Below are 5,059 nucleotides of genomic sequence, written 5' to 3'. Positions count from 1 at the left end.
GTCACCGAGTCGTTTTTTGGAACTCTGAAGCGAGAGCTGGTTTGTCACTCTTCCTTCAGGGCTAGAGCAGAAGCACAAAGCCGAATCGGTACATCGAAGGCTTTTACAACCGACAACGGCGGCATTCGGCGATCAGTTATCCCGGATATGTGTGGACGGCCACCATGCCCAAATCCGCAACGCGGCGGCGGCCGGCCGGCTGTTGCTGGCAATCTGGAGCATTACGCCGCCATGCTGCGGACGCATGTGGAGCAGGCTGACCGCATGGGCAAATCAGAGGCGGAGTTTCGGCAGACATATTGCGCGGAAAGCTATCTTCGGCAGCAGTTTCAGTCGGCTCTTGATGCCGGTTTCGGGGACAGCAGGCCCGCAGGGAGCTTTGCTGAACGCTTCCGGCATAAGGCATGGCTGGTCAGGGCCGACTTTCCGAAGAAATCATTTGACCTGTCCGGCGATTTGTAATGGAAGCAGTTTATTGCAACTCGCTGGCCGGGGGACGGATCAAGCTCAAGCGCATTGTCCGGGACATGATGGGCTGCAAAGACACACGCAATCTGGTTCTTGAGGTTGATCCGGGCGTGGGAAAGACTCGGACAGCCTTGCAGCAGGCGGCGAAATACGGGCATCAGCGGAAAATTTTCTATTCCGCCCCGAACCATGAACTGGCCGAAGAAAGCTATGACCGTTTCTGCAAGCTGCCCGGTCATCCTGATGCTCAGGCAATTGATGACCGCATAGAGCCGCTGCCCTTCAGCCCGGACAGCTTCACGCCGGATGATCCGCTGGTGCGGGATATTCTGCAGACAGGGCGGCGGGTGTAAGGCAGGAATCAAGCCGCAAACGAAACCGCCAGAAACGCCTTCGGGTTCTGCTCCGCTATCCTGAGCAGCGAACGGGCCGGGCCTTTGGGCGTTCTCCGGCCCTGTTCCCAGTCCTGAACCGTGCGGACGCTCACCCCCATCATGCTGGCAAAGGCGGATTGCGACAGGTTCAACCGCTCCCTGATCTGCCGGGCAGATTGCGGCACGGACAGCTTGACGGTTCTAAGCTGCGCCTTTCCTTTCTTAAATTCTCTTATTTCCTTCAGCCCTGCCAGAATCTCGGCTCCAATATCGCGTTCAGTCATTGCTGATTTCCTCCGCTATCTTTTTCAAAATATGGGCGGGAATGTTATCTTTCTCGTTTTTCGCATACGCAGTCAGCATCCAAATTTCATGCTCAGATTTTTTCCAGTAGTAGATGACTCTGATGCCGCCGCGCTTGCCTATTCCCTGCATTGCCCAGCGCAGTTTTCTCACGCCGCCGCTGGCCGGAACAATATCCCCTGCTTCCGGCTGCCAGTTCAGAAAATGCTGTAAAGCGGCGTATTCGTCATCGCTCAAATATTCCTGAATGTGTTTTGTGAAAACTGAAGTTTCAATGAAGGTCATGCCTTAACTATACGGCAGAGCCGTATGAAAATCAAGCGGCAAAGCGGGCTGATTTTCGCGCTCCTCTGGAAAACCCTTTAAACGGCCCTTAGAGCTGTTTTCGCTGGCGGAGGCAGGAAGGTATGGTTTTTGCCTCTCGCAACGCTCTGGCGGCCATCTGACGCGTTCCTGCGGGCTGTCCTGCTCAGAGGCCAAAATCAGCCACAGCAATCCTCGTCAGGCAAATCTGGCATTTCTTGCGATAGGGAATACCGCCACGCTGCCTGACCTTGCAGACCTCTTTCCGCTGCCGTTTGTTCATCCAGCAGCTCAAGGCTTCCGCGTGTTCCGGCTTCACCTGCGCCTTGGCTGGCCGCTGCGCCAGCTCCCGCTTGATCGCTCCCGCCACATATCGCGGCATTGAGCCTTTCTCCGCGCTCCATCTTTTCTGCATTTCAGGAATCTTTTTGATGAACTGCTCCTCTCTTCCGGCTCCGATTATCTGATTGATGATATTTTCAGCCGCGTGATGGCGGATGCCGCAGCAGAGCAGCAGCTTGTTCTTCTGGCTCTCAATCGTTATGACATAATCAGGCTGCTTGCTGTCAATGAAGAAGCGCAGAGCAACTACTGTCTTTCCTGACTTCTCTTTTACATACTCAACATTAAGGCTGCTTTTTTCGTTGATTTCTGTAATTGCAGGGTCAATCAGCCATTGCCTGAATGAATCAAACCGTGGATATTTTTCATCTGCTCCAAGTATGCTGTGCAGTTATTTCAAAGAGACGTGCCATCCTCCTGCGTTCTTCCACTTGTTCAGATTTTCAAACAGGTGCCATGTTGAAGCCGCCTTGAATTGATGAACATCACCGAGCCTGTAAACTGAAAACCGTTCATTAAGTTCAAGAAGATATGGAGTTATTCTTATATTCAGCATAAATTCAACTTGACCCTTATCTGGAATATATTCAAATTCCTGAAACCACCATATATATTTTTCACGACCATCAATTTTAAATGCAAAAAGTTTGCTCATGGCGGCGACTACTTTTTTTACCACTGAGTAAGCTGAATCTTCTGCCATATTGAAGATGGCTGCCAAGTCAGTCACCTTGGCGGTGAATCTCCGGTTGTCAGGCTTCCTGCTGTCGTAATGCGCGATGCAGTAGGCAATCAGCCTCAGCTCTTGGAGGTCGTAACGCCCCATGATAGGCACAAGCTCATTCGATTTTGCAAATTCTGAATTTAACGTAGGTTTCCTGACATCCATGATTTTATCACAAGAGATTTTTGGCTTTTCTGGGTTCAAAGGCTATTTTAGCCGATCAGTAGCCCTTTTTCAGCAACAAATCTCTTGTGATGAAAACTTTGATCGCCAATGATTTCAAGGTAGTTACAAGAGCGTAAAAAGTAAAAAAAGGTAAATATATATACAAAAAGCCGCTCAGACTAATTCTAAACAGGATGGCCAGCGACGCTAAACCAAATGGCTGCTTCGCAGCAGCAGGGGCCTCTCTCCGCGAAGGCTTCGCCTTTCGCTCCGGTCGGCTGGCAGCCTCAGCAGCAAAACGCCAAACCTGCGGCAATGGCCAACTTATTTTTTCCTTGAAAGAGGGAAACAGTACCAGCCTTGAGGCGTTGAACAAGGCTTTCCTTACACCAAGCACAGCCGTGGGAAAAACAAGCAGACAGGAAAAAACGACAAGCGACAGACAATATATCCCGCTATCTGCATAAAACACAGCAGGCCGCCCAAACGATTGGCGGCAGTGGCAAAGTTTGGATGCTACAATTTGCCATTCTCTCTTCAACGGTGTCCGACCAGCCGCCAGAAACCTGCTCACAGATTTGCAGAAAGTGGGTATGAAAGAGGGTATATTTTTGAGGTTGATTTTAACTTCTCCAACAATCCCAGTATATTAGTTTTTTCGTGTTTCAATATGACTCCTGCAATAGGAGGAGAACGGGAAAAATGCGGCTCCTTCACCATTCCGTGCGGCTTAAAGCGCAGGCGAAACTGATGAGATTGGATTTTACCCACTATAAAAAAGCTCTGCTTCACACTGCATATATGCAGCACGTTCGAGAAGGCATTCAGCAAGCCAAAGGTTCAACGATCAGCAAGCGGCCTGTAGGGTTTGATGTTCGGCTGCCGAGATTGAATTTCATGGCGTTTATGTCGTTTTGATCAGCTTGTCAGTTAGAGTGAACCACAGGGGTGCTGATTTTTTTCGCATTCCGTGCGGCTTGTCAATGCTTTTTTTGAGCATCGGAGCGGCAAAGCAAAAAATAGGCACCGATACAGGCACGTTTGATAAATATCAATAGCATACATAGATGGTCAAGCGATACAGGCACCGGACAGGCAGCAGTACACTATTTATTATATAGAGATATATAACTACTCCCCCTTTATCCCCCAGAGGGGGAAGGAGAAGAGAGAAGACAAGGGGTCTGGGCAGGTAGCCGCAAATACAAGATGGGAAAAGCTAACGATTCGCCAACGACTGCTCAACGTTTCGCTAGCGAAACGCTAGCTCTCCATCTCTAAAAGATAAACTACCCCCAACCCAACCCCCCGATAGGGGAGCGAGGAAGGTTTAGGATGACCACTTGAACACCGAAAAGCATCAGCAGCATCAAGAAGCCACGCTACAGGCCCAAATTTCAACGATCAGGGTAGCGGCAACAGAGGTACGTTTCGAGATGAAAATTGATTTAAAGGCCGTTTGGAATCAATTTATCAATGTCGGTATTACTGCTTTCATTTCATGCAGGTTAGATATTTTTTCTGGTTGCAGAGCGGTAGAGGAAGGGCTGTCATTCGGGCGGCTGATCGGGAAATAACTTCGTCCAGCAGCACAAATGCGGGCTGGAGAAAACGAACATAGCTGGAAGGGCAAGGGTAGCCGTGCCTAATGTGAAACGCCTTTGCCTGCTCATCCAGCGCATGGACAAGCAGGGCGCGGATGCCGAGCAGGTTGACACGCTCCTGTTTTGCAACTATGATAACTTATAGAGTTGCTATAGTTCAGTTCAACAGAGGGAAATTATGGAACGAGTGATTGACGTGACAGCAGTCCGCAGACAGTTTGGAACCCTGCTGGATGAAGTTTTCCATAAAGGCGATGCGGTGACTGTGGTCAGAAAAGGGAAACCAATGGCGCGGATTGTACCAGTGGCACTGCCCAGTTCGCAGGAAGGTCAGATTTCGGAGCAGCAAAGGGCATTGCTTGATGAACTGGATAGTCTTCCGGCTCTGGCAATGGATGATGAGCCGACCGAGCTTCTGAGAACCATGCGCAAACAAAAACGGAAGCAAGCGGGCAAAGATTATGGCTGCTGATCTGTATGTGCCGGATGCAAATGTCTTTCTTGAATACATCTACGCCCGGCCTTTGCATGATATTTCCAAGACTATAGCCGCAGCGATATAAAATGATCAAGCAATCATTTTCATCCTATGAGTTGAATCTTATGGCCTATTCAGTAGATTTTCGCCGGAAAGTATGGAAATCAAAGAACGTGAAGGTTTGAGTTTTGAGGAGGCGGCAGTACGCTTCGGAGTAGGCCAGGCCAGTGTTTTTCGGTGGTCAAAGCGTCTTTTTCCGTGCCGGAAGCGGAATAAGCCTGCGGTAAAAATTGACATG

The 5,059-nt window shown here is 49.7% G+C and carries 9 protein-coding genes and 1 pseudogene; 4 read left to right on the top strand and 6 right to left on the bottom strand.

The window, feature by feature from the left end:
- Positions 1–231: 231 nt before the first annotated feature.
- A complete protein-coding gene (locus tag ACNKIB_RS01165) occupies positions 232–462 on the top strand; it encodes a hypothetical protein (protein ID WP_417908706.1) in 231 nt (76 codons plus the stop codon).
- Positions 462–821 (top strand): hypothetical protein, encoded by a 360-nt coding sequence (locus ACNKIB_RS01160; protein ID WP_417908705.1) that lies wholly within the window; start codon positions 462–464, stop codon positions 819–821. Before ACNKIB_RS01165 ends, ACNKIB_RS01160 begins: the two co-directional genes overlap by 1 nt.
- A gap of 8 nt (positions 822–829) precedes the next feature.
- Here the strand turns inward: ACNKIB_RS01160 and ACNKIB_RS01155 are convergent, their stop codons facing one another.
- The 6 genes and pseudogenes from ACNKIB_RS01155 to ACNKIB_RS01130 form a co-directional block, all read right to left on the bottom strand.
- Complete coding sequence (locus tag ACNKIB_RS01155) at positions 830–1,126, bottom strand: helix-turn-helix domain-containing protein (protein ID WP_417908704.1); 297 nt, start codon at positions 1,124–1,126, stop codon at positions 830–832.
- On the bottom strand, positions 1,119–1,430 hold the full coding sequence (locus ACNKIB_RS01150; RefSeq protein WP_417908703.1) for a type II toxin-antitoxin system RelE/ParE family toxin: 312 nt from the start codon (positions 1,428–1,430) through the stop codon (positions 1,119–1,121). Before ACNKIB_RS01150 ends, ACNKIB_RS01155 begins: the two co-directional genes overlap by 8 nt.
- Before the next feature lie 184 nt (positions 1,431–1,614).
- Positions 1,615–1,830 carry a hypothetical protein gene (locus ACNKIB_RS01145; RefSeq protein WP_417908702.1) on the bottom strand — a complete coding sequence of 72 codons (216 nt, stop codon included), beginning with the start codon at positions 1,828–1,830 and terminating at the stop codon, positions 1,615–1,617.
- 201 nt (positions 1,831–2,031) lie between these two features.
- Positions 2,032–2,172 (bottom strand): annotated as a pseudogene (locus ACNKIB_RS01140) (replication initiation protein); the annotation flags it as partial.
- Between the two features lie 9 nt (positions 2,173–2,181).
- Complete coding sequence (locus ACNKIB_RS01135; protein WP_417908701.1) at positions 2,182–2,679, bottom strand: replication initiation protein; 498 nt, start codon at positions 2,677–2,679, stop codon at positions 2,182–2,184.
- A gap of 55 nt (positions 2,680–2,734) precedes the next feature.
- Positions 2,735–3,220 carry a hypothetical protein gene (locus ACNKIB_RS01130; RefSeq protein WP_417908700.1) on the bottom strand — a complete coding sequence of 162 codons (486 nt, stop codon included), beginning with the start codon at positions 3,218–3,220 and terminating at the stop codon, positions 2,735–2,737.
- An 802-nt stretch (positions 3,221–4,022) separates the two neighbouring features.
- Between ACNKIB_RS01130 and ACNKIB_RS01125 the strand changes: the two genes are divergently transcribed.
- Positions 4,023–4,256 carry a hypothetical protein gene (locus ACNKIB_RS01125; protein ID WP_417908699.1) on the top strand — a complete coding sequence of 78 codons (234 nt, stop codon included), beginning with the start codon at positions 4,023–4,025 and terminating at the stop codon, positions 4,254–4,256.
- 205 nt (positions 4,257–4,461) lie between these two features.
- Positions 4,462–4,755, top strand: a complete 294-nt coding sequence (locus ACNKIB_RS01120; protein ID WP_417908698.1) for a type II toxin-antitoxin system Phd/YefM family antitoxin — start codon at positions 4,462–4,464, stop codon at positions 4,753–4,755.
- Positions 4,756–5,059: the final 304 nt, after the last annotated feature.

The sequence above is a fragment of the Candidatus Electronema sp. PJ genome, from assembly GCF_048287395.1.
Taxonomy (GTDB): domain Bacteria; phylum Desulfobacterota; class Desulfobulbia; order Desulfobulbales; family Desulfobulbaceae; genus Electronema.
This window is presented reverse-complemented; position numbering and strand designations above follow the sequence as displayed.

Bases quoted from the DNA above. Each gene is read 5' to 3' on its own strand.
- ACNKIB_RS01150 (WP_417908703.1), bottom strand. From the start codon at position 1,430: ATGACCTTCATTGAAACTTCAGTTTTCACAAAACACATTCAGGAATAT.
- ACNKIB_RS01145 (WP_417908702.1), bottom strand. From the start codon at position 1,830: ATGCCGCGATATGTGGCGGGAGCGATCAAGCGGGAGCTGGCGCAGCGG.
- ACNKIB_RS01135 (WP_417908701.1), bottom strand. From the start codon at position 2,679: ATGGATGTCAGGAAACCTACGTTAAATTCAGAATTTGCAAAATCGAAT.
- ACNKIB_RS01165 (WP_417908706.1), top strand. From the start codon at position 232: ATGCTGCGGACGCATGTGGAGCAGGCTGACCGCATGGGCAAATCAGAG.
- ACNKIB_RS01155 (WP_417908704.1), bottom strand. From the start codon at position 1,126: ATGACTGAACGCGATATTGGAGCCGAGATTCTGGCAGGGCTGAAGGAA.
- ACNKIB_RS01120 (WP_417908698.1), top strand. From the start codon at position 4,462: ATGGAACGAGTGATTGACGTGACAGCAGTCCGCAGACAGTTTGGAACC.
- ACNKIB_RS01160 (WP_417908705.1), top strand. From the start codon at position 462: ATGGAAGCAGTTTATTGCAACTCGCTGGCCGGGGGACGGATCAAGCTC.